General features: G+C 72.0%; 20 protein-coding genes. 12 read left to right on the plus strand and 8 right to left on the minus strand.

Going from position 1 to position 18,955, the window contains the following annotated elements; genetic code table 11:
* Positions 1-4: 4 nt before the first annotated feature.
* The 5 genes from ACIQWG_RS04920 to ACIQWG_RS04940 are packed head-to-tail and all read left to right on the plus strand — an operon-like array spanning position 5 to position 4,631.
* Positions 5-1,009, plus strand: coding sequence for a TauD/TfdA family dioxygenase (locus ACIQWG_RS04920; protein WP_404090227.1), 1,005 nt, complete (start codon positions 5-7; stop codon positions 1,007-1,009).
* Positions 1,006-2,076, plus strand: coding sequence for a 2,3-diaminopropionate biosynthesis protein SbnB (sbnB, locus tag ACIQWG_RS04925; RefSeq protein WP_404090229.1), 1,071 nt, complete (start codon positions 1,006-1,008; stop codon positions 2,074-2,076). Before ACIQWG_RS04920 ends, sbnB begins: the two co-directional genes overlap by 4 nt.
* 39 nt (positions 2,077-2,115) lie before the next feature.
* The gene (gene sbnA, locus ACIQWG_RS04930; RefSeq protein ID WP_404090231.1) at positions 2,116-3,258 is read left to right on the plus strand and encodes a 2,3-diaminopropionate biosynthesis protein SbnA; all 1,143 of its coding nucleotides are present in this window, start codon (positions 2,116-2,118) and stop codon (positions 3,256-3,258) included.
* A gap of 45 nt (positions 3,259-3,303) precedes the next feature.
* A complete protein-coding gene (sigK, locus tag ACIQWG_RS04935) occupies positions 3,304-3,888 on the plus strand; it encodes an ECF RNA polymerase sigma factor SigK (RefSeq protein WP_404090233.1) in 585 nt (194 codons plus the stop codon).
* On the plus strand, positions 3,885-4,631 hold the full coding sequence (locus ACIQWG_RS04940) for an anti-sigma factor domain-containing protein (RefSeq protein ID WP_404090235.1): 747 nt from the start codon (positions 3,885-3,887) through the stop codon (positions 4,629-4,631). Before sigK ends, ACIQWG_RS04940 begins: the two co-directional genes overlap by 4 nt.
* Positions 4,632-4,668: 37 nt before the next feature.
* Here ACIQWG_RS04940 and ACIQWG_RS04945 read toward each other — a convergent pair whose 3' ends face one another.
* Entirely contained in the window at positions 4,669-6,258 is a 1,590-nt protein-coding gene (locus tag ACIQWG_RS04945) for a glycerol-3-phosphate dehydrogenase/oxidase (protein ID WP_404090237.1), read from the minus strand.
* On the minus strand, positions 6,255-6,854 hold the full coding sequence (locus ACIQWG_RS04950; protein ID WP_404090238.1) for a TetR/AcrR family transcriptional regulator: 600 nt from the start codon (positions 6,852-6,854) through the stop codon (positions 6,255-6,257). The genes ACIQWG_RS04945 and ACIQWG_RS04950 overlap by 4 nt, the downstream gene beginning before the upstream one ends.
* 73 nt (positions 6,855-6,927) lie before the next feature.
* Between ACIQWG_RS04950 and ACIQWG_RS04955 the strand changes: the two genes are divergently transcribed.
* On the plus strand, positions 6,928-8,517 hold the full coding sequence (locus ACIQWG_RS04955) for an FAD-binding oxidoreductase (protein WP_404090240.1): 1,590 nt from the start codon (positions 6,928-6,930) through the stop codon (positions 8,515-8,517).
* A 99-nt stretch (positions 8,518-8,616) separates the two neighbouring features.
* Complete coding sequence (locus ACIQWG_RS04960) at positions 8,617-9,498, plus strand: YegS/Rv2252/BmrU family lipid kinase (protein ID WP_404090242.1); 882 nt, start codon at positions 8,617-8,619, stop codon at positions 9,496-9,498.
* 48 nt (positions 9,499-9,546) lie between these two features.
* Here ACIQWG_RS04960 and ACIQWG_RS04965 read toward each other — a convergent pair whose 3' ends face one another.
* The gene (locus ACIQWG_RS04965) at positions 9,547-9,912 is read right to left on the minus strand and encodes a helix-turn-helix transcriptional regulator (protein WP_404090244.1); all 366 of its coding nucleotides are present in this window, start codon (positions 9,910-9,912) and stop codon (positions 9,547-9,549) included.
* 130 nt (positions 9,913-10,042) lie between these two features.
* Here ACIQWG_RS04965 and ACIQWG_RS04970 point away from each other — a divergent pair, with 130 nt between their 5' ends.
* From ACIQWG_RS04970 to ACIQWG_RS04980, 3 genes are all read left to right on the plus strand, one after another.
* On the plus strand, positions 10,043-10,771 hold the full coding sequence (locus tag ACIQWG_RS04970) for an anti-sigma factor antagonist (RefSeq protein WP_404090246.1): 729 nt from the start codon (positions 10,043-10,045) through the stop codon (positions 10,769-10,771).
* Between the two features lie 28 nt (positions 10,772-10,799).
* Positions 10,800-11,252 carry a flavodoxin family protein gene (locus ACIQWG_RS04975; RefSeq protein WP_404090248.1) on the plus strand — a complete coding sequence of 151 codons (453 nt, stop codon included), beginning with the start codon at positions 10,800-10,802 and terminating at the stop codon, positions 11,250-11,252.
* A gap of 254 nt (positions 11,253-11,506) precedes the next feature.
* A complete protein-coding gene (locus ACIQWG_RS04980) occupies positions 11,507-13,528 on the plus strand; it encodes a DUF1996 domain-containing protein (RefSeq protein ID WP_404090250.1) in 2,022 nt (673 codons plus the stop codon).
* Positions 13,529-13,620: 92 nt separating this feature from the next.
* Here ACIQWG_RS04980 and ACIQWG_RS04985 read toward each other — a convergent pair whose 3' ends face one another.
* From ACIQWG_RS04985 to ACIQWG_RS04995, 3 genes are all read right to left on the minus strand, one after another.
* Positions 13,621-14,370 (minus strand): SDR family NAD(P)-dependent oxidoreductase, encoded by a 750-nt coding sequence (locus tag ACIQWG_RS04985; RefSeq protein ID WP_404090252.1) that lies wholly within the window; start codon positions 14,368-14,370, stop codon positions 13,621-13,623.
* Positions 14,371-14,482: 112 nt separating this feature from the next.
* On the minus strand, positions 14,483-15,196 hold the full coding sequence (locus ACIQWG_RS04990) for a YqjF family protein (RefSeq protein ID WP_404090816.1): 714 nt from the start codon (positions 15,194-15,196) through the stop codon (positions 14,483-14,485).
* 95 nt (positions 15,197-15,291) lie between these two features.
* Positions 15,292-15,942 carry a TetR family transcriptional regulator gene (locus ACIQWG_RS04995; RefSeq protein WP_404090253.1) on the minus strand — a complete coding sequence of 217 codons (651 nt, stop codon included), beginning with the start codon at positions 15,940-15,942 and terminating at the stop codon, positions 15,292-15,294.
* A 59-nt stretch (positions 15,943-16,001) separates the two neighbouring features.
* On the opposite strand from ACIQWG_RS04995, the gene ACIQWG_RS05000 reads away from it, so the two are divergent.
* Both ACIQWG_RS05000 and ACIQWG_RS05005 read left to right on the plus strand, forming a co-directional pair.
* On the plus strand, positions 16,002-16,688 hold the full coding sequence (locus ACIQWG_RS05000) for a class II aldolase/adducin family protein (protein WP_404090255.1): 687 nt from the start codon (positions 16,002-16,004) through the stop codon (positions 16,686-16,688).
* Positions 16,685-17,614, plus strand: coding sequence for a carbohydrate kinase family protein (locus ACIQWG_RS05005; protein WP_404090257.1), 930 nt, complete (start codon positions 16,685-16,687; stop codon positions 17,612-17,614). The genes ACIQWG_RS05000 and ACIQWG_RS05005 overlap by 4 nt, the downstream gene beginning before the upstream one ends.
* A gap of 13 nt (positions 17,615-17,627) precedes the next feature.
* Here the strand turns inward: ACIQWG_RS05005 and ACIQWG_RS05010 are convergent, their stop codons facing one another.
* Both ACIQWG_RS05010 and ACIQWG_RS05015 read right to left on the minus strand, forming a co-directional pair.
* Positions 17,628-17,987, minus strand: a complete 360-nt coding sequence (locus ACIQWG_RS05010) for a VOC family protein (protein WP_404090259.1) — start codon at positions 17,985-17,987, stop codon at positions 17,628-17,630.
* A gap of 136 nt (positions 17,988-18,123) precedes the next feature.
* Positions 18,124-18,852: a DUF4232 domain-containing protein gene (locus ACIQWG_RS05015; RefSeq protein ID WP_404090261.1), complete on the minus strand. Its 729-nt coding sequence runs from the start codon at positions 18,850-18,852 to the stop codon at positions 18,124-18,126.
* Positions 18,853-18,955: the final 103 nt, after the last annotated feature.

Genomic DNA, 18,955 nt, shown 5'->3' on the forward strand with positions numbered 1-18,955 from the left:
CGAGATGCCGTCCTCGCTGTCCCTGTCGATGCCGGGCGTCGACCTGGAGCCCGGCAAGCCCCCGATCCTTCGTGCCGACTCCGCCGGTGACGCGCCGAGTTGGGCCGCCGAGCACCGGGACGCGGTACGCGCCCTCGTCACCGAGCACGGCGCGGTCCTGATCCGCGGCCTCGGGCTGGGCGAACAGGACGAGACCGCGGCCGTCTTCCGGCGGCTGGCCACCGGTCTGATGACGGAGAAGGAGGCTTTCGCGTCCCGGCAGAACTATGCCGACGGCGTGTACTCCTCGTCCAAGTGGCCGCAGCAGCAGCCGATGTGCATGCACCACGAACTCAGCTACACCCTGGAATTCCCGGGCCTGATGCTGTTCGCCTGCCTCACCGCCCCCGCCGCCGGCGGGGCGACCGCGCTGGCCGACGCACCCACCGTGCTGGGCGCGCTGCCCACCGATCTCGTCGTTCGATTCCTGCGAGAGGGCTGGCTGCTCACCCGTAACTACAACGACGAGATCGGCGCGTCCCTGACCGACGCCTTCGGCAGTGACGACCCGGGCACGGTCGAGAGCTACTGCCGAGCGAGCGCCATCGAGTTCGAGTGGCAACCCGACGGCGGACTGCGGACCTGGCAGCGCCGCAGCGCCGTGGTGCGGCACCCGGTCTCCGGCCGGTCGTGCTGGTTCAACCAGATCGCGTTCCTCAACGAGTGGACGCTCGCCCCCGAGATACACGAGTACCTCGTGGACGTCTACGGCGCCGACGGGCTGCCGTTCAACACCCGCTACGGCAACGGCGCGCCGATCGGCGAGGACACCGTGCGGCTGCTCAACGAGGTCTATCAGTCCCACACCGTGCGCGAGCCGTGGCAGTCCGGCGATCTGATGCTCGTCGACAACATCCGCACCGCCCACAGCAGAGAGCCGTACGAGGGGCCCCGCGAAGTGCTCGTCGCGATGGCGGACCCGGTGCGGGCCGCCGACTGCCCGCCGAGCGAGGAGGTGACCACCCCATGACCGCCACCAGTTCCGGCACCTGGCACCCGGCACCGCCCGGGCCGGTCACCGTGCCGCCGTTCGCGGTCGTGCCGGGCGGCCAGGTCCAACGAGCGCTGCAAGGGCGGGAGAAGCAGATAGTGGACGTCGTCGAGGAAACCTACCGGCTGCACGACGCCGGTGATTCGGTGAACCCGCCGTCCCACTTCCTGCGCTTCCCCGACCGCCCGACGTCCCGGATCATCGCCCTGCCCGCCTCGATCGGCGGGGCGGCGGGGGTGGACGGCCTGAAGTGGATCTCCAGCTTCCCGCAGAACGTGGCGGCCGGGGTCCCGAGGGCCTCGGCGGTGCTCATCCTCAACGACCCTCACACGGGCTATCCGTTCGCCTGCATGGAAGCCTCGATCATCAGCGCCACGCGGACGGCCGCGTCGGCGGCGCTGGCGGCGGACACGCTCAGTCGTGGCCGAGGGCGCCCCACGCGCATCGGATTCGTCGGAACCGGTCTGATCGCCCGCTACATCCACACCCATCTCTCCGGTACCGGCTGGTCGTTCGACACCATCGGCATACACGACGTGTCCGCCGACAGCGCCGCCGGTTTCCGCTGCTACCTGGAGCAGTCCGGCGCCGACGGCTGGATCGTCGTGCACGACAGCCCCGAGGAGCTGATCCGCGGCAGCGACCTGGTCGTCTTCGCCACGGTCGCCGCCCGGCCGCACATCTTCGACCCGTCCTGGTTCGCGCACCATCCGCTCGTGCTGCACGTGTCGCTGCGCGACCTGGCTCCCGAGGTGGTGCTCGCCTCGGACAACATCGTCGACGACATCGAGCACTGTCTCAGGGCGGAGACCTCCGTCCACCTCGCCGAACGGCTCACGGGCAGCCGCGACTTCCTGACGGGAACGCTGGCGAACGTGATGGCCGGGCAGGTGACACCGTCGGCCGACCGGACGGTGGTGTTCTCGCCGTTCGGCCTCGGGGTGCTCGACCTGGCCGTCGGCAAGTACGTCTACGACGAGGTCGCCGGCTCCGGCGAACTGCACGTCGTGGACGGCTTCTTCCATGAGCTGCGCCGGTACGGATGAACAACCCCGGCCCGGCCCCTTCGATCCGCGGAGGCCATCGTGTCAGTCATATCCGCCCCCTACACCTTCAACGAGGAGGACCTCTACGTCGACCTCCAGTCGATCCTGGGACGCAGGCTTTTCCTGAAGTGCGAGGGCTTCAACTTCGCCGGCTCGATCAAGCTGAAGCCCGCCACGGAGATGATCGAGGCCGCCGAACAGTCGGGGGTCCTGACCCCGCGGTCGGTCCTCGTAGAGTCCTCGTCGGGAAACATGGGCGTGGCGCTCAGCATGATCGCGGCGAGCAAGGGCTACCGCTTCCTGTGCGTGACGGACTCCCGCTGCAACCTGTCGACCAGGCTGGTGATGGAGGCCCTGGGAGCCCAGGTGCACGTGGTCACCGAGCCGCGCGCCCACGGCGGCTTCCTGCGGGCGCGACTCGACTACGTCCGCGGGCTGTCCGACCTCGACGACCGCTACGTGTGGCTCAGCCAGTACACCAACCCGGGCAACTGGAGAGCGCACTACCGCAGGACGGGGCCGGCGATCGCCCGTTCGTTCCCAGGGCTGGACGTCCTGTTCGTCGGGGCCGGCACGACCGGGACGCTGATGGGCTGCGCCCGCTACTTCCGGCAGTGGCACCGGCGGGTCCACATCGTCGCGGTGGACACCGTCGGCTCGGTGACCTTCGGCGGTCCCCCCGGCCGTCGCATGCTTCCCGGCCTGGGTATGAGCGTCACCCCTCCGCTGCTCGACGAGTCCTTCGTCGACGAGGCGGTGCGGGTCGAGGAGGCCGACACCATCCGTGCCTGCCACCACCTGGCCCGCCGCGGCTACCTCTTCGGCGGTTCCACCGGCACCGTCGTCAGCGGGGCGATGCGCTGGCTGGCCGCGCACGACTCGGCCGGCCTCACCGCGGTGGCCATCGCCCCTGACCTGGGCGAGCGCTACCTGGAGACGGTCTACCAGGCCAACTGGGTCCAGGACCTCTACGGCGAGGACGTGCTCCGCCCCGACGGCTCGGACACCGCCGACCTGGTGCCCCCGGTGCTCGCGCCGGGACCCCGGCTGCGGGCCCGGCGCCCCGAGGACGAAGCGTGGACCGGTGACATCACGTCCGTAGGCCCAGGTCCGCGCTCACCCGGCTCCTTGCGGGATGCGAACGACGTCCGGGCCTCGGACACTGTGGAAGAGAGCGGGTGACACCCACCATGAGGGTTTGGGGCAAACACGCACACGGGAGAGGGTGTGGCGAAGCGGCAGGCGGCCGGGGCCAGGCACATCGGTACATCCGAGACGGACCGATTGCTGATGTCCGTCGCTGCCGGCAGCAAGGACGCCTTCAGCCGGTTGTACGACGTGGCGGTCGGCCCCATCTACGGAATCGCGTGCCGAGTCCTCCGGGACCCGGCACGCGCCGAGGAGGTCGCGCAGGAGGTCATGCTCGAGGTCTGGCAGAGCGCCCCCCGCTATCGACCCGAGAGCGGGCACGCCATGACCTGGATGCTGACCATCGCCCACCATCGCGCCGTCGACATCGTCCGGACCGTCCGAAGGTCCGCTGACCGCGAGCGTGCCGTCTCCGAGCACGAGTCGACTCCCGCCTTCGACGACGTCGTGGAGACGGTGGAGTCGCTCGGCGAACGCGAGCAGGTCCGCTCCTGCCTGAAGGAGCTCACCGCCGAGCTGCGGCAACCGGTGGTGCTCGCGTACTACCAGGGCCTGACCCACACCGAGATCGCCGCCGCGCTGTCGCTGCCGCTGGGCACCGTGAAGAGCCGCCTGCGCAGGGCACTCACCCGCCTGCGGCACTGTCTGGGAGCCCTCCCTTGATCCCCGACGACCCGCACGAGCTCGCGGGTGCCTACGCGGCTGACGCCCTCAGCCGGGCGGAGCGGGAGGCGTTCCGGCGACATCTCGCCGACTGCCCGGAATGCGCCGAGGAGACCGCGGGCCAGCAGGAGGCCGCGGCCTGGCTCGCCCTGGGGGCGGCCCGAACACCCCCACCGGGTCTGAAGGACCGCGTCCTCGACGCGGTGGACCGGACCCCCCAGCTCCCGCCGACGACCCCCCGCGAGCCGGGCGGGGCCGGCGGCCGGCGGTCCACGCCACGCCTGCTGTACTTCGCGCTGGCCGCGTGCCTGGCCGCGGCCGCCGCGTTCGGTGGTCTGGCGGCCTGGCAGCACCAGGAGGAGCGGCAGACACGCCAGGAGGCCCAGAGCCAGTCCGCCGATCTCGCCCGGCTCGTGGCGGCCCCCGACACGACTTTCGTCAAGCAGGACGTGGCCTACGGCGGCTCCGGCACCGTCGCGGTGTCACGCCGGCTGGACCAGGCGGCCTACTTCTGCCAGGACCTGGCTCCGCTGCCCGCGGACAAGACCTACCAGCTCTGGTACGTCGCCGCCGGGAACCACGTCCGCTCCGCCGGGCTCCTCCCGTCCCGATCCGCCCTCCAGGCCATGGCACTCCCCCCGCCAGGCCCCGCCGCCGCACTCGCCATCACCGTCGAACCGAGCGCGGGCTCCGCCCAACCCACCTCTAAGCCCCTCGCCACCTGGCGCCTGCCCGCATCCTGACGCCGTACGAGCCGGCGGGGCCCCTCCGCTCATGCCCCTAAGGCTCACCCACCTGCGCCGACACCTCACCCAGTGCCTCCCGTACGGCATCCAGTGCCGCCGCCCGGTCGGCCGGCACCAGCCCGATGCGGGTGCGTCGGTCCAGCAGGTCGGACTCGTCGAGGGCGCCTTCGTGACGTACGGCCCACAGGAGTTCGGCACGGGTGACGGGATGCCCCGGCAGGACGGGTTCGTCGAGCCGGGGATCGCGCGCGCCCAGCGCCTGAACGGCCGGTGCCTCCGTGCCGTAGCGCTGGACCAGGCGGCGCGGAGCCCGCAGGGTGCCCAGGGCGGCGTGTGACGCGGCGCCGACCAGAGGGAGGGAGGCCGTGGGCGAGGGGCCGGCCCCGAGGCGGTGGGTGGCGACGGCGGTGTCCACGGCGTCCTGTGCCATCCGGCGGTAGGTGGTGAGCTTGCCGCCGACCACCGTGATCACACCCTCGGAGGAGGTGAGGACCGCGTGCCGGCGTGAGATGTCGGAGGTCCGCGCGGACTCGCCGGAGCCTGCCGGCGCAGTGGTGTCGAGCAGGGGGCGCAGACCCGCGAACGCGCCGACGACGTCGTCCCGCCGGACGGGGACGTCCAGGACGGAACCGAGGACGTCGAGCAGGAACCCGACGTCCGTCTCGGGTACCTCCGGGACGTCCGGGATGTCTCCCTCGACGGGCTCGTCGGTGAGGCCGACGTAGACCCGGCCGTCGCCCTGGGGCAGGACGAGGACGAAGCGGTTGGTCTCGCCGGGGACCGGGACGTGCAGCCCCGCGGGGAGCGGGCCCAGGTGCTCGGAGCGCAGGACCAGATGGGTGCCGCGCGAAGGGCGGATCCGGATGCCGTCCACCAGGCCGTCCGCCCAGACGCCGGAGGCGTTGACGACGGCACGGGCCCTGATCTCGCCCTCCTCGCCGGTGAGTTCGTCGCGGATCCGGGCGCCGGACGCGGTGAGTTCCAGCGCCCTGACGCGGGTCAGGATCCGCGCGCCGCGCGCGGCGGCGGTGCGGGCGATCGCCGTCACCAGACGGGCGTCGTCGGTGAGCCGGCCGTCCCAGGACAGCAGGCCGCCGCGCAGGCCCTGGGTGCGCAGGGCGGGCGCGAGATGCCGGGTCTCGACGGTGGAGAGGCGGCGCGGTGCGGGCAGGGTGGCGCGGGCCGTGCGGGCGGCCAGGCGCAGGGCGTCGCCGGCCCGGAACCCGGCCCAGGCCAGGGTGGACTGGGCGCGGGAGACCAGGGGCGTCAGAGGGAGCACGAAGGGCTGGGCCCGCACCAGATGCGGTGCCGTCCGCTCCATCAGCACCCCGCGCTCCACGGCGCTCTCGTGGGCCACGTCCAGTTGCGCGGAGGCCAGATAGCGCAGCCCGCCGTGGATGAGCTTGCTGCTGAAGCGCGAGGTGCCGAAGGCCAGGTCGTGGGCGTCGACGGCGGCCACCGTCAGACCCCGGGCGGCGGCGTCCAGCGCGACTCCGGCGCCCGTGGCGCCCAGGCCGACGACGAGGACGTCCACCGCCGGGCCCCCGACGGTCTCGGCCAGTTCGCGCGCACGCCGGGCCGCGGACAGCGACGATCCGGGAACCGGGGGAGTGGCAGGGGTCATGGCGTGAGGGTCCTCTCCAGGATGCTGCGCAGTTCCGCCAGGAAGGCCTCACTGCCCAGGTCGGCGTCGTCCTCGTCGGTCATGGTCCGCAGGGACAGGGTGAAGGACTGCACGATCAGCAGCAGGGCCCGCGCCTGCCGTTCGACATGGCCGTCACGTACGGATCCGTCGGCGTGGCCCTCGCGCAGGGCGTCGGCGAGCAGGGCGAGGAGGGCCTGCTGGCTGGCGCCGCGGCGGTCGAGGACGTAAGGGAGCAGCAGTTCGGGGTCGACGTCGACGATCTTCCGGAAGAGCGGGTGGGCGCGGAAGGCCTCCACACCGGCCACCAGCCCGTCGACGATCAGACCGCGCGTGGGCGCGCCCGGCCGCCGTTCGGGCATCGCCCCGGTGGCGACCGCGACCCACTCACGGGTCATCAAGTCCCCCACCAGGGACCGTACATCGGGCCAGCGCCGGTACAGCGTCATCCGGGAGACACCCGCTCTGCGGGCCACGTCGGTCAGCGTCGTACGGCGGACCCCTACGGCCAGGACACAGTCGCGCACCGCGTCGAGGACCGCGTCGCTGTCCGAGTGGTTGTGACGAATAGGCGTCATGTGTCACAGTGTAACGCCTGCGGGGCCGACGAGAACACGGCATCGCTCGAATCGACCGGTGAGGACGAGATCCATGGACATGCTCTGGAGCGGCTGGGGCGACCCGGCCAAGGCGGCGCCGCTGCCCGAGAACGTGATCGGCCTCCTGCGCGACTTCCTCGGGGTCAAGCCCCGCTCCACCGCGCCGGTCGCCCTGGAGGACATCGCCGTACCGGAGCCGGGACTCGAACCCGCCGCACGCGAGGCACTCGCCGCCGCGGTCGGCGGCGAGGCGCACGTGCGCACCGACGCGGAGAGCCGGGTCCGGCACACCCGCGGCAAGTCCACTCCCGATCTGCTGCGCATCCGCGAGGGCGAGGTCGACGACATCCCCGCGGCCGTCGTGCTCCCCGGCGGCCACGACGAGGTGCTCGCCGCGCTGCGCGCATGCGCCGAACACGGCCTGGCCGTCGTCCCGTTCGGCGGCGGCACCTCCGTCGTCGGCGGCCTCGCGCCGTCCCGGCGCGGCCCCTTCGTCGCCCTGGACCTGCGCCGTATGAACCGGCTGCTCGCCCTCGACCCGGTCTCCCGCACCGCCACCCTGCAACCCGGCCTGCGCGCGCCCGACGCCGAGGCGCTGCTGGCCGAACAGGGCTTCACCCTCGGCCACTTCCCCCAGTCCTACGAGTGGGCCAGCATCGGCGGGTTCGCCGCCGCCCGTTCCAGCGGCCAGGCGTCCGCCGGTTACGGCCGCTTCGACGAGATGGTCCTCGGCATGACCGTCGCCACCCCCGAGGGCACCGTCGACACGGGCCGCGCACCGCGCTCGGCGGCCGGCCCCGACCTGCGGCAGCTGCTGCTCGGCTCGGAGGGCGCGTTCGGCGTCATCACGTCCGTCACCGTACGGATCCGGCCCGTCCCCGCGACGTGCGTGTACGAGGGCTGGCGCTTCGACTCCTTCGAGGCCGGCGCCGCCGCGCTGCGCCGCCTCGCCCAGGACGGCCCGCGCCCGACGGTGATGCGGCTGTCCGACGAGACCGAGACGCTGATCGGCCTCGCGCAGCCCGACGCGATCGGCGCCGGGCAGCAGTCCGTGGGATGCATGGCGATCGCCGGCTACGAGGGCACCGAGGAGGACACCTCGTACCGCAGGGAGCGGGCCGCCGCCGTCCTGCGCGCCTGCGGCGGCACCCCGCTGGGTGAGGAACCGGGCGAGCGCTGGGCGCACGGGCGCTACTCGGCGCCGTATCTGCGGGACTCGCTGCTGGACGCCGGGGCCTTCGTGGAGACCCTGGAGACGGCGACCTTCTGGTCGGGCGTGCCCGAGCTGTACGCGTCCGTCCGCGACGCCCTCAACGGCACGCTCACCGAGGCCGGCACCCCGCCCCTGGTCATGTGCCACATCTCGCACGTCTACGAGAACGGCGCCTCGCTGTACTTCACCGTCGTCTCGGCGCAGGGCGACGATCCCCTCCCGCACTGGGAGAAGGCCAAGCGCGCCGCCAACGAGGCGATCCTCGCGGCGGGCGGCACCATCAGCCACCACCACGGCGTGGGCACCGACCACCGGGACTGGTACGTCCGCGAAGCGGGCCCCCTGGGCATCGAGGCGCTGCGTGCCGTCAAGCGCCGCCTGGACCCGGCCGGCCTGCTGAACCCGGGCGTCCTGCTGCCCCTGGACTGACCCGGCTCACGTAGGTTTCACTCCCGCTCGCGCACCACTCCCGCTCATCCGTCACCCCGCCCGCCTCCGGCAGCGCCCGTCGGCCCGAAAGGCACACCGATGCGACAGTTCACCGCCATCGTCAACCCCACGGCCGGCGGATCCGCCTCGGCGGCCGCCCTGCTGGACGTCGCCCGGCCGTTGCGGGAGGCCGGGGCCGACCTGGAGACCCAGTACAGCCGCAGTCTGGTCCACGCCCAGGAGCTGGCGCGGGACGCCGGGGAGCGGGGCCGGGTGGTGCTCGCCGTCGGCGGCGACGGCATGGCCGGCGGCATCGGCGGCGCCCTCAGCGGCACCGACGTCCTGCTCGGCCTGGTCCCCGCCGGGCGCGGCAACGACTTCGCCCGCGCGCTGGAACTGCCGACCGAGCCCGAAGCCCTGGCCGAGGTGCTGCTGCACCACGAGCCGCGCAGGGTGGACACCATCGAGGTCGAGTCGGCCGTCCACCAGCGCACCGTGGTCCTCGGCAGCGTCTACGCGGGTGTCGACGCCCTGGCCAACCGCCATGCCAACAACGCCACTGTGCTGCGCGGCGCCGCCTCCTACTACGCGGGCGGACTGCGCGCCGTCACCACTTGGCGCGCCGCACGCTACCGGGTCACCGTCGACGGCCAGGAGCACCCGCACACCGGCTACACCGTCGTGGCCGCCAACTCCGGCTTCTACGGCTCCGGTCGCCTCATCGCCCCGGACGCGCGCGTGGACGACGGCCTGTTGGACGTCGTGATGATTCGAGAGGCACCGCGCCGCCTCTTCTTCGCCCTGATGAACGAACTCAAGACCGGCGCCCATGTCCGCCGCCCCCAGGTGGAGATCCTGCGCGGCAAGGAGATCCGCATCACCGCCGACCGCGAGGTGCCCTACGGCGCCGACGGCGAGGTCGAGGCGACCCTCCCGGTCACCGTCAGAGTCCTGCCGGGAGCCCTGCGCGTGCTGTGCTGAGCCCGACACGCGCGTGTCGCGCGCCGGCCCCCCTTCGGCGCACCACCCTCACGAGCCCTCGACGGGGATCCGCGGGCGGGCTGCGCTGAGCTGGTCGGGCGCGTCGCCTCGATCGTCGGCGTCCTGGATGAGCAGCGAGAGCAGCGCGGCCACCGGCAGCCCGGCCTCGGCGGGGTGCCGCAGCAGCTTGCCGGGCTCGATGCGGTAGGTGTTGGTGCGGCCCTCGCGGACATGCGAGAGATACCCGTCCCGCTCCAGGTCGGAAATGATCTTCTGAACGGCCCGTTCGGTGAGGCGGCAGTGGGCCGCGATCTGCCGGATTCGGACGTCCGGGTTGTCGGCGATGGTCGCGAGTACGCGAGCGTGATTGGTCAGGAATGTCCATCCGGTGTGCGGCTCAGGAACTGCATCCATGGCCCAAGACTACGACTTGGAGTTCACGTATACAAAAACACGCACTCCATTTCATGTATCTGTTGACGTGTTCCGCAGTTCGGGTCACCCTGGTGAGGAGACGGGGAGCAACTGTGGGAGAGAGGCGGTCATGCCCGAGCTCACGTCCTTCACGCAGCCCGCAGGGGACGCAGACGGCCGTGCGAACACCGCGGGGGCGGCACAGGCGCCATCGGCGCATGCGCTGACCACCGCGCTGCGCGCGGACGGCGACCGGATCATGGTGAAGGTGCGCGGAGAACTGGACCTCGACACCAGCGAACGGTTCCGCGGCGCCCTGCGTGAGGCGCTGAGCCGCTCGGTCCGCGGCGTGGATCTGGACCTGGAGAACGTCTCCTTCTGCGACTGCGCCGCCCTCAACATCCTGCTCGGCCTGCGCCAACGCGCGCTGAAGCAGGGCAAGACCGTGGCCATTCAGGCAAGCAGCGCGACCGTCGACCGGCTGTTCGCCCTGACCGGCACGCGGGCGCTGTTCGCCGGCCCGGACGGGCAGAGCGCGGCGGCCGAGGAGACGCGCAGCGCCGATGACTTCGACGACGACCTGCGGATCGAGGTCGCCCAGCTGCGCCGGGCCATGCAGACCCGGCCGGCCATCGACCTGGCCCGGGGCATCCTCATGGCCTCCTTCAACCTGAGCCCTGCCGACGCCTGGACGGTGCTGGTCACCGTCTCGCAGAACACCAACACCAAACTGCACACCCTCGCCGGGGACCTGGTCACCGCGGTGCAGGGCGAGGCGTTGCCGGACGGGATGCGTGATCAGCTGTCGACCGCGGTCGCGAGGGTCAACTCGGAGGCCGGAGAGTCGCGGTTGCGTTGATCGGCGGCGCGACGGCAGGGTTCTGGGTGTGCCTACCTTGCTGATCGTCCATCACACGCCCTCGCCCAACTGCCAGGCGATGCTCGAAGCCGTCGTCTCGGGCGCGACCGCACCCGAGATCGAGAACGTCGAGGTCGTGCGGCGGCCGGCGCTGTCGGCCACCGCCTCGGACGTGCTGGAGGCCGACGGCTACCTCCTGGGCACCCCGGCGAACCTCGGCTACATCTCCGGGGCCCTCAAGCACTTCCTCGACCAGATCTACTACCCGTGCCTGGACGCGACCCGGGGCCGGCCCTTCGGCTACTACGTCCACGGTGGCAGCGACGTGACCGGCGCCGTGCGGGCGATCGACTCGATCACGACCGGCCTCGCCTGGCGCCGCGCCGCCCAGCCCGTGACGGTGACGGGCGAGCCCGGCAAGGCCGACATCGAGGCCTGCTGGGAACTGGGAGCGACGCTCGCGGCCGGACTGATGGAGTGAGCGCGCCGCGTCCACCCGTGTGAGCAGGGGGGATGAGGGCACCGAACCTCCATGCTCGGGTGAGGTTTACGGAGCTCATAAGATATTTCTGTGAATTCCCGAGGCGGTTGAACACCATGGGGCCGGCCTCCGTATAGGGCCAGGGGATTTTGATGCCCTGACCGATCACGAGGCGTAGGAGTACTTCCTTGGGACGCAGCACGCGAAGACGCCCAACGGGCGCACGGCGCGCGACCTTTGCAGCGGTCGCGCTGATGTTGGGCGGCGGCGGCCTGGTAGGGGCCAACGTCTATGCCTCGGCGACGGAGGACGACGGAGCGGACTCCGCTCGGACGCTGTCCACTCCGGCAGGCACGATCGACTGCCCGGACGTCGGCGACAAGCTGACGGAGGTGCCCGACGGGGCCAAGGAGGACGTCGCGAAGGAGCTGGCCCTCTTGGACCAGCAGATCGCCGACGCCTACCAGCGGTTGCTCGACTCGGCCCAGGCGATCCAGCAGGACGCCGCCTTCGCCGACAACGCGATCATGAATCCGCTGAAGGAGAAGCGCGGCGCGACGATCGAGCGGATCGCCATCGCCGTGGACCGGGTGGCAGACCGGCCGGAGGGCCTGGACGCCCTCGCCGCCTGCACCCTGCGCGCACCGGAGAACGTCCCCGCGGACCAGGTCGGCGGCGGTGACGGCGCGGACGGCGCCCAGGACGGCGGCGAACAGGACGGCGCGGACCAGGGTGGCGCCGACCAGGGCGGTCAACAGCAGGGCGACGGCGGTCAGAACGGCAACGGCGGACAGGCCGGCAACGGCCCCGTCGCCGCGGACTACGTGGACATCAAGTCCGTGCAGCCGAACGTGGCCGCCCCGGCGCTGACGAACGACGCCTCCCGCGGCACCTTCGCCACCAGCTGCGGCGTCAACGAGAACGGCCTGTTCAACTCGGACAACGTCATCGTGGCCCCCGGTGTCTCCAACGGCGCCCACCACTTCCACGACTACATCGGCAACCAGTCCAACGACGCCTTCGCGAGCGACGACGACCTGGCGAACGCCGAGACGAGCTGTGTCGACCAGGGCGACAAGTCCACGTACTACTGGCCCGTGATCCGGCTCCAGAACGGAGCGCAGGAGCAGGACGCCAACTCGCCCGGCGGCGGCATCGAGGGCAACGCCGGCGAGATCGTCACTCCCAAGGAAGTGACGCTGAACTTCGTCGGCAACCCGCGCAGCAAGGTCACCGAGATGCCGCGTCTGCTGCGCATCATCACCGGTGACGCCAAGGCGTTCGTCAACGGCACCGCCAACGCCAACGCCTCCTGGAGCTGCACGGGCTTCGAGGACCGGCAGCTGAAGGACAAGTACCCGCTGTGCCCGCAGGGCAGTGACGTGGTGCGCACCTTCAAGTTCCAGAGCTGCTGGGACGGCCAGAACATCGACAGCGCCAACCACCGCACCCATGTGGCGTTCGCCGCGGCGGACGGCAGCTGCGCCAACGGCTTCAAGGCCATTCCGCAGCTGGTGCAGCGGATCGTCTACGACGTCGACACGCCGAGCCTCCAGGACGGCGGCAAGACGACTCCGCTGTTCGCGGTGGACTCCTTCCCGGAGCAGTTGCACAAGCCGGTCACCGACCACGGCGACTTCATCAACGTCTTCGACGAGGACCTGATGAGCGAGATGGTCGACTGCATCAACGCGGGCCGCGAGTGCGGCGTCGGCGCCGACGAGGGCGGCGACCCGGGCCAGGAGGAGCCGACCCAGGAGCCGACCGAGGCTCCCACGACTCCGCCGGCCGGGGACGACGACCCCGAGCCGGGCAACGGGAACGGCGACCAGGGAGGCGAGCAGACCGACCCGCCGGCGAACGACGACCCGGCGACCGAGGCGCCCGCCACCGAGGACCCGGCCACGGAGGACCCGGCGAACGACGAGCCGGCGACCGAAGAGCCCGGTGACGAGGCACCCGCCACCGACCAGCCGAAGGACGACAAGCCCACCGTGTCGAGCACGGTGGCGCCCAAGTCCTATGGCACGCCGTCGGCCAGTGCCGCCGCACAGGGCGGATCGGGCAACGACGACGCGGACGAGGGCGGCGCCGCGGCGCAGACGCAGCCCGTCGGCGGGGCCGACGACACCGAAGACAGTCTGGGGACGAAGCCGCAGGCGGTCTCCGGTGACCTGGCCGAGACGGGCACCACGCTGTGGCCGGCCGCGGCCGGCGCCGTCCTCCTCATGGGCGGCCTCCTGGTGCTGATCCGCAGCAGGCGCAGCGCCCGATGACGGGGACGACGCGCTGACGTCCCGACAGGGCCCGGACCGGCCTCCCCGGTCCGGGCCCTTCGCCTTCCCGGCCCTGACCCGTCGCCCGCGCCCTAGTCGACGATGGCGCCGCAGGAGATGTTCACGTCCGTCGCGGTGAGGGTGCGCGCCCGGTCGGAGGCGACGAAGGCGGCCACGTCCCCGACGTCCGCGAGGGTCGCGCCCCGGCCGAGCTGCGTCGCCTCGACCAGGCTGTCGACGATCGCGTCCCGGCCGGGCAACCCTTCGGGCAGGGTCTCCGGCACGCCGCCGGACTTCAGCGTCACGACCCGGATGCCGTGCGGACCCAAGTCGACGGCCCACTGGCGACGCAGGCCCTCCAACGCGTCCAGCGCGATCTTGAAACCGCCGAGTCCGGGCAGCGTCTGCGGGCCACCGCCGCCGAAGGAGAGGATCACTCCCGTGCGCCGGGCGATCATGTGCCGGGCCGCCGCCCGGGTCGTCAGGAACTGTGAGCGCGTCGCGGTCACGATGGGCTGGAGGAAGTCCGCCTCCGAGATCTCCATCAGCGGTTTCTGGACATCCCCGTAACCGATGGCGTTGAACGAGACGTCGACGCGCCCCGTCCTCGCGGCGATCCCGTCCACGAAGGAGTCCACCGCGGTCGCGTCCCGCGCGTCGACCACGGACGCCTCCGCCGTGCCGCCCTCGGCACGAATGTCCCCGGCAAGCCTCTCCAGCGCGGCCGAGTCGCGCGCCGCGAGGAAGACCCGCGCTCCCTCGCGGGCGAAAGCGCGCGCCGCGGCCCCGCCGATGGGACCACTCGCGCCGTACACCACCGCGACCTTGTCCTTGAGCAGCATGATCTCGATCTCCGTTCCGGTCGGGCCGTAGCCCCTCCGGGCCGCGCGGCGCGACCCAGCCCTCATCCGGTACGTCGGCGCCGGGACCCGGAATTCGACACCCGCGCGCGGATCAGGGTGTGGGGATGCCCGCGGGCCGCGCCGGACGACCCAGGCGGACGGGTACGCCGGGGGAGTACAGGACGCTCACCGGCGCGCCGCTGGGAGCGGGCAGCCCGGCCGCGCTGACCAGGTTCTCCTCGCAGGTCAGCAGCTCGGCCCGGTACAGCGGCCAGCGGGGGTGATGGTTGGGCAGGTACGCCACCGGCGTGGGCCCGCCGAAGAAGGCGTTGTGCATGCCCCAGCGGGCGGTGAGGAAGTGCTCCAGTTCGGTCGGCTCCTCGATGCGCTCGCCGGTGCGTACGGTGATACGGCTCGACGCGCCGCGCGGGCCGGGCCAGCGGCGGGAACTGGTGTAGGTGACGGTGTCGCCCTCGGTGCGGACGGTCATCCGGGACCACAGATACGGCAACCGGAACCCGACGCGCCCCATCATCACCGGGATCAGCCGTGCGGCGTCCATCGACCGGAACACGACGCCGCGCCGCCCGTGCTCGTCCACCGAGTACAGGCGCACGTTGGTCTCGGGGAAGGTCCCGAGATACGGCACCCCGGGCAGCCGCAGCCAGCCGACCCGATGCATCCGGAACGCGACCAGGCCGACGTAGGTGAGACCGTCGTGTGTGTCCGGAACCGTCCCGGTGGGCAGCAGCCCGGCCACGACGTCCGGTTCCACGGCCCAGTGGATGAAGGCGAGGTCGAGCCACTCCTGGGTGAGCAGGGGCATGCGTATGCCGGCGGGCGCGTCCGGTGTGACAGGTGTGGGTTGCAGCACCACGACAGCATGGCAGAGTCCCGATTCGTCGCGCCGGGGCCCCGACATCAGTGAGAGCGGGCGGCGATGGCGGCGAGGTACCCGCGCAGCATGAGCTTGGCCTCGCCGAGGAGCCCGGGATCGCCTTCGGGGTCCCGGCGGAACGCCTCCTGGGCCAGGGCGTCGGCGGCGAGGATCGCGGCGTGGCAGGCGCGGGCCAGCGCCTCGTCGTCGCGGCCGACGCCGAGCGCGAGCAGGACGCGCCGGATCCCGTCCGCCATACGGCGTTTGTGCTCGCGGTCGGCCGCGCGCGTCTGGTCGGTGAGACTGCTGCCGAACCACAGGGCCCGGAAGCCGTGTTCGGTACGGTAGATCCCGGCGTAGGTGTCGATGAGCACGTCCACGGGGTCGTCCCATCGCTCGGCCGCCGCCGCGCGGACCAGGTCGTCCATCGTGGCCTCCAGCCGAGCCAGGTAGCCGGCCGCCAGAGCGTCGATGATGGCGTCCCGGTCGGGCAGGTACTGGTACAGCGACCCGACCGAGACCTTGGCCTCCGCCGCGATCCGGGTCGTCGTCAGGGCCTGCGCACCCTCGCGGACCAGGACACGTTCCGCGGCCTGGAGGACCCGGGCCAACCGGGCCTTGCTGCGGGCCTGTTGCGGAGTGCGGCGCAGGGGGACCTGCCAGGTGTGGTCGGGCTCCGGGGTCGGGTCGCCCATGGATGCGGCCTCCGAAAGTGAACGTGACTTTGTTTCAGGTTTAGGCTAGCGTCGCGAACATGACAGGCTCAAGCTCGGTGCTGGGTCAGGAGCGTACGGCCGTGGCCGAGGCGTGCCGTCGGCTGGGGGCCGAGGGGCTGCTCATCGGAACGGCCGGGAACGTCAGCGTGCGCGTGCAGGACCGGGTCGCCGTCACGGCCACCGGAGCCGTGCTGGCCGAACTCACCGCCGACCAGGTGAGCGTGGTCGACCTCGATGGAAACGTGGTGGCCGGGACGTATCGGCCCACCTCCGAACTCGACCTGCACCTCGGCGTCTACCACCGCTACGGCGCGGGCGCGGTCGTCCACACCCACGCGCCGATGGCGACCGCGCTGTCCTGCGTGCTCGACGAACTACCCTGCGTTCATTACCAGTTGCTGGCGCTGGGCGGCTCGGTACGGGTGGCGCCCTACGCCACCTTCGGCACACCCGAGCTCGCCGAGTCCGTGCTGACGGCACTGGAAGGCCGTAGCGCCGCACTGATGGCCAGCCATGGCGCGCTCACGCACGCTCCGACGCTGGACAAGGCCGTGGAACACGCGCTGCTGCTGGAGTGGGCGTGCGGCGTCTACCAGCACGCCGCCGCCCTCGGCACACCCCGCGTCCTCGACGAACACCAGCAACTCGCGGTCATCGAGGCCGCGCTCGCCCGCGACTACGGCACCACTCACCCCGTACCACCCGTCCAGGAGGGAAAGCGATGAAGGTCGTCACGCTGGGCGTGCATGTGCTGGACGTACTCGTGCGGCCGGTGGAGGCCATACCCGAGGGCCAGGGCGCGACCCTGGTCGAGGACATCCGGATGACCGCGGCCGGGACGGCCGGCGGCACCGCGCTCACCCTCGCCAAGCTCGGAGCCTCGGTGCACAGCGCGGGGGCCATCGGATCCGACCCCACCGGTGACCTGCTGGTCCAACTGCTCGGCGCGGCCGGCATCGACACCACCCACCTCGTCCGCCGCACGGACACGGCGACCTCCGCGAGCGTCCTGCCCATCCGCCCCAACGGCGACCGCCCCTCGCTCCACCTCCTCGGCGCCAACATCACCTACGGCCCCGAGGACGTGCCCTGGGAGACGATCGCCGACGCGACCCACCTCCACCTCGGCGGCCCCGAACTGATCGGCGTCGACACCGCCACCCGCATCCTGTCGTACGCCAGGGAGCACGGCGTCACCACTTCGGTGGACCTGCTCGCACCAGGCGTCCTCGGCGGCTTCGAACAGATCGAGTCCGCGCTGCCGTACATCGACCACATGCTGCCCAACGACGACCAGGTCATCGGATTCACCGGCGAGACGGACCTGGTGGCAGGCGCGCGGAAACTCCTCGCGGCCGGCGCCGGTCTGGTGGCGGTCACGCTGGGCGGCGAAGGAGCGCTGCTGGTGACCCCGGACGGCACCCGGAAGGTGCCCGCCTTCGCGATCGACGTGGTGGACACGACCGGTTGCGGCGATGCGTTCTCGGCCGGCTTCGTGCGCGGCATGGGGCTGGGCCGCACGCCGTACGACTCCGCCGTCCTCGGCTGCGCGGCGGCGGCACTGGTCGCGCAGGGGCTCGGCAGCGACCACGGCGACTTCGACCTGGCGGGCGCGGACGAGTTCGCGGCGACGCACGAGCCCCGCACCTGACCCGCCACGCCCCTCAGTCGTCCCGATGGCTGACGATGTTGAGGACGTTCCCGTCGGGGGCGCGGACGTGGAAGCGCCGCAGACCCCACGGTTCGTCGGTGAGCGGGTGCACGATCTCGTATCCGAGCCGCAGCGCCTCGGCGTACGCCGCGTCGACGCCCGTCCCGACCCGGACCGAGACGGCGGCCAGTTCCGGGGCCGTCGCGTCGCGGGTCACCAGCTGGATCTGCGCCCGCCCGTCGGGTGACTGGTAGCGGGCGACCCAGCCGAGGTTCATGGCCTCGTCGCTCAGGCCGAGGTAGCCCAGGTAGAAGTCGCGTGCGGCCGTGATGTCCGGGACGTGGAGGTTGGCCGTGATGCCGGTGGGTTCCATCGTGGCTCCTTTCCGGGGCGGCTGCCCGCGACCGACGCTACTGCGTCCGCCCGCCCTCACGCGGGCGACGCGCGCCCGGCCTGCCGGGCGCGCGAACCACTCCAGGGGCCGTACGTGGAGATACGTACAGCCGGGCTCAGTTGAGAGCCGTCTCCGCGTCCGACTGCCAGTAGGTGACGCTCAGGGCGCTGTCGTAGTGGACGCCCTTGGCGGGCAGGGAGGGCTTGGCCGACGGGCCGCCGTCGCTGTTCGGGGTCCGGCCCTGGAAGGCGACGGTCAGCTCACGGCCGGTGTCGCCGCCCGTGCCGCTGCCGTCGGCCGCGCTGAGCAGGACGCCCGCATAGCCCGACGCACCCGGCTCCAGCGTCGGCACGGCCTGCGGCTTGGTGCCGTCGATCGCCTGCGGCACCCACTGCATCTCGTCGAAGCGGAGCACCGGGTAGTACATCAGGGCGCACGGCTTCGAGCCGGTGTTGGTGACCGTGAGCAGCATGTGGTTCAGCGGGCGGGGGACCGGCTGGGCCGTGGTCTTCGTGTTGGACCCGTTGCAGACGGCCAGGTCCTGCGGGGCGTCGCCGCCCTCGCTCCCGGCAGCCTGACCGGCGTTGCCGGTGGTGTTCTTCGGCGCCGACTCGCCCGGCTGAACGGACTTGTCCGAAGACTGTCCCGACCCGCTGTTCTGGCCCGTCTGCTGCGACGCCTGGTCCTGCCCGGGCTTCGACACGTTCGCGCTCGCTGTCGCCGACTCGGACGCGGCCGCGCCCTCGTCACGGGTGCCGGAGCCGTTCTGGCACGCGGTGAGGGCGAGGGCCGTGAGGGCCGCTCCGGTGGCGGCGAGAAGGCGGGCGTGGCGGAAGGTGCGCATGGCTGATTCCTTGTCCGTGCAAAGGGATTGAGGCATCCGCTCGACCGGTTGCCGGGAGCGGCGTGCTTGGATGACCAGAGCTTGATCCGGTTCCTGTCCCGGC

It is taken from the genome of Streptomyces sp. NPDC098781 (assembly GCF_044759995.1).
Lineage (GTDB): Bacteria > Actinomycetota > Actinomycetes > Streptomycetales > Streptomycetaceae > Streptomyces.